Source organism: Ancylomarina sp. (genome assembly GCF_041555295.1).
In the GTDB taxonomy this organism is placed as follows: Bacteria; Bacteroidota; Bacteroidia; order Bacteroidales; family Marinifilaceae; genus Ancylomarina.
In genome coordinates, this window is sequence record NZ_JBFFKR010000330.1 from 1 (window position 1) to 3,328 (window position 3,328).

Genomic DNA, 3,328 nt, shown 5'->3' on the forward strand with positions numbered 1-3,328 from the left:
ATCTCTTTTTAGTGAGAATCAAACATTAGATATTTGAATTACAAGAATAAGGGTTTGAGTTAATATTCTCTATTGAGATTAAAACTTGAACCCTTTTTTTATGCCAAATAAATCATTCGTAAAAAACTCCATTTTTACTTGCTATTTTCTTGCAATAAGGTGAGCAAGATTCATCATTTTTGTTATCTTTGTTTATCTCAATAGAATTTAGTTTGGACTGACGTAATGTACTGATTGTTAGAAAAATTAATCGTTTTTAATTAGCCTAATTGTCTCCATTGTGGACTGAACTATTTTGAGATCAAACTTCGAATGTTTAGAATCTGTAATAGAGATTCTTTTTTTTTGAAAAAGAATGTTCTTTTTCAGACTTCTTCAAAATAATACTAAAGATCTGATAAATGAGTGATTTAGAAAATGTGAATAATGAAAATGCCGACTATTCAGCGAATAGTATTCAGGTATTAGAAGGCTTGGAAGCGGTTCGTAAGCGTCCTTCTATGTATATTGGTGATGTTAATGTAAAAGGTTTACATCACTTGGTTTACGAGGTTGTCGATAACTCCATTGATGAGGCTATGGGGGGCTACTGTAACAATATTGCAGTCTTCATTAATGAAGATAACTCTGTTACGGTAAAGGATGATGGACGTGGTATTCCTACTGAGCTTCATGAAAAAGAGAATAAGTCAGCCTTAGAGGTTGTTATGACCGTTTTGCACGCAGGAGGTAAGTTTGATAAGGATTCTTATAAGGTTTCTGGTGGTTTACACGGTGTGGGTGTTTCTTGTGTAAATGCTTTATCTATTCTTTTGCAAGCAGAAATTCATCGTGATGGAAAAATCTATTTGCAAGAATATTCAAAAGGAAAACCACTTGCAGATGTTCGTGTTATTGGAGAATCAGATCATACTGGAACTAACATCACGTTTAGACCCGATGATTCTATTTTTCTAGTTACAGAGTATAAATATGATATTTTAGCAGCTCGTTTGCGTGAGTTAGCTTTCCTGAATAGAGGGATTACACTAGAGCTTACAGACAAAAGAGATGTTCTTGAAGATGGATCATTTAGATTTGAAAGTTTCCATTCAGAAGAAGGTTTAAAAGAGTTTGTTCAGTATTTAGATGGTACTCGTGAACGTCTTATCGAAGATACGATTCATGTTTCAATTGATAAAAATGATGTTCCTGTTGAAATTGCATTGCAATACAACACATCATTCTCTGAGAATATACATTCGTATGTGAATAATATCAATACGATTGAAGGTGGAACTCACCTAACAGGTTTCCGTCGAGGTTTAACCAGAACCCTAAAGTCTTTTGCAGATAAATCAGGCATGTTATCGAAGCTTAAGTTTGATATAGCAGGTGATGACTTTAGAGAAGGTTTAACAGCGGTTGTATCTGTAAAAGTTGCAGAACCTCAGTTCGAGGGTCAAACAAAAACAAAATTAGGAAACTCAGAAGTCAGTCTTGCAGTTGATCAGGCTGTAAGCACGATGTTAGCTAATTATTTGGAAGAACATCCAAAAGATGCCAGAACTATTGTTCAGAAGGTTATTATGGCTGCTACTGCTCGTCATGCAGCACGAAAGGCAAGAGAACTAGTACAACGTAAGACGGTATTAGGTGGTTCTGGTTTGCCAGGAAAACTATCTGACTGTTCTGATAAAGACCCAGCCAACTGTGAAGTATTCCTTGTCGAGGGAGATTCGGCGGGTGGAACTGCTAAGCAAGGTCGTGATAGAAAATTCCAGGCTATTTTGCCCCTTAAAGGTAAAATCCTGAACGTTGAGAAAGCCATGCAGCATAAGGTTTTTGAAAGTGAAGAAATCAAGAATATTTTCACAGCACTGGGTGTTACTATTGGAACCGATGAAGATAGTAAGGCTGCTAATATGGATAAGCTGAGATATCATAAGATTGTTATCATGTGTGATGCCGACGTTGATGGTAGTCATATTGCGACACTTATTATGACCTTCTTTTTCCGTTACATGAAATCATTAATTGAAAATGGTTACTTGTATATTGCGACTCCTCCTTTGTATTTGGTTAAAAAAGGAAAGAATCAGCAGTACTGTTGGAATGAAGATCAGAGACTGAAACTAATTGAAGAATGGGGTGGAGGAAAAGAAACTGCTATGCACATTCAACGTTACAAAGGTCTTGGAGAGATGAGTGCTGATCAGTTGTGGGAGACTACAATGAATCCTGAGGCAAGAACATTACGTCAGGTTACCATTGAAAATGCTGCTGAAACTGATCGTGTTTTCTCTATGTTGATGGGCGATGAGGTTCCACCTCGTCGTGAGTTTATCGAACAGAATGCCACTTATGCCAATATCGATGCATAAGTGTTGCATCTAATAATAAAGAATTCAATTTGAGTTTTTATATAATGGCCCTTGTGACTTGTTCACGAGGGCTTTTTGTTTAAAGAAAATACAACTATGAATAAAAATATATGTGTCTTTTGCTCATCAAGTGATTACTTGGCAGATAAATACTATGAAGCCGCTAAAGAACTCGGAAGCGCGATTGGTAGCTCAGGAAACCATATCGTATATGGAGGTACGAATGTTGGTTTAATGCACGCATCAGCTTTAGCAACTAAAAAATCAGGTGGTAAAGTCATCGGTGTAATTCCTGAGTTGATTCAGTCAAAAGGAATTGCATCTGACTATGCGGATGAGTTAATAGTGACTTCAGATATGAAGGAACGAAAAGAGGTGATTCGAGAAAAATCAGATGCTTTTATTGCTCTACCTGGTAGCTTCGGAACTCTTGAGGAGATAATGGAGGTGATTACTTTAAAACAATTGGGTTACCATTCCAAGGCAATTGTGTTTGTTGATGTGGATGGTTTTTATTCAGCTTTAAAAGCTCAATTCGATATGCAATATCAAGACCATTTTGCAAATGAATCTTTCCGTCAGATGTATGTTTTTGTCAATAATGCAGAAGAAGCATTAGAATATATTAACAACTATGCTGTGGTCGATCAGGTGGCGAAATGGGACTAGATTCTAATTCTGAGATATATAATGTGCCTTCAGTTCTTCATGAAATGAAGGCTCTTTTTTTTGTGCAATTTTCCCTTTTAAATGTCAAGCTTACCATCGAAAACAAAGGTAGCTGGTCCTTTTAGCCAAATATTCTCAAATTTGTCATTCCCTTTGTGATCAAAGAAAACTTCTAAGTTTCCACCTTTGGTTTTAACAAAGAAATGATTGCTTTCAGTATTGAATTGTTGTTTTGCTGAAATACAAGAAGCAACAACACCTGTTCCACATGAATAGGTTTCGTCTTCTACGCCACG

General features: G+C 36.3%; 2 protein-coding genes and 1 pseudogene. 2 read left to right on the forward strand and 1 reads right to left on the reverse strand.

Annotated features, from left to right (window positions below):
* The first annotated feature begins 401 nt into the window (after window positions 1-401).
* Together gyrB and ABY905_RS15425 are read left to right on the forward strand one after the other, a co-directional pair.
* Complete coding sequence (gyrB, locus tag ABY905_RS15420; protein ID WP_372645476.1) at window positions 402-2,363, forward strand: DNA topoisomerase (ATP-hydrolyzing) subunit B; 1,962 nt, start codon at window positions 402-404, stop codon at window positions 2,361-2,363.
* A gap of 96 nt (window positions 2,364-2,459) precedes the next feature.
* The gene (locus ABY905_RS15425; RefSeq protein WP_372645478.1) at window positions 2,460-3,032 is read left to right on the forward strand and encodes a TIGR00730 family Rossman fold protein; all 573 of its coding nucleotides are present in this window, start codon (window positions 2,460-2,462) and stop codon (window positions 3,030-3,032) included.
* 77 nt (window positions 3,033-3,109) lie between these two features.
* On the opposite strand, the pseudogene ABY905_RS15430 reads toward ABY905_RS15425, so the two are convergent.
* A pseudogene (locus tag ABY905_RS15430) lies at window positions 3,110-3,328 on the reverse strand (diaminopimelate epimerase); the annotation flags it as partial.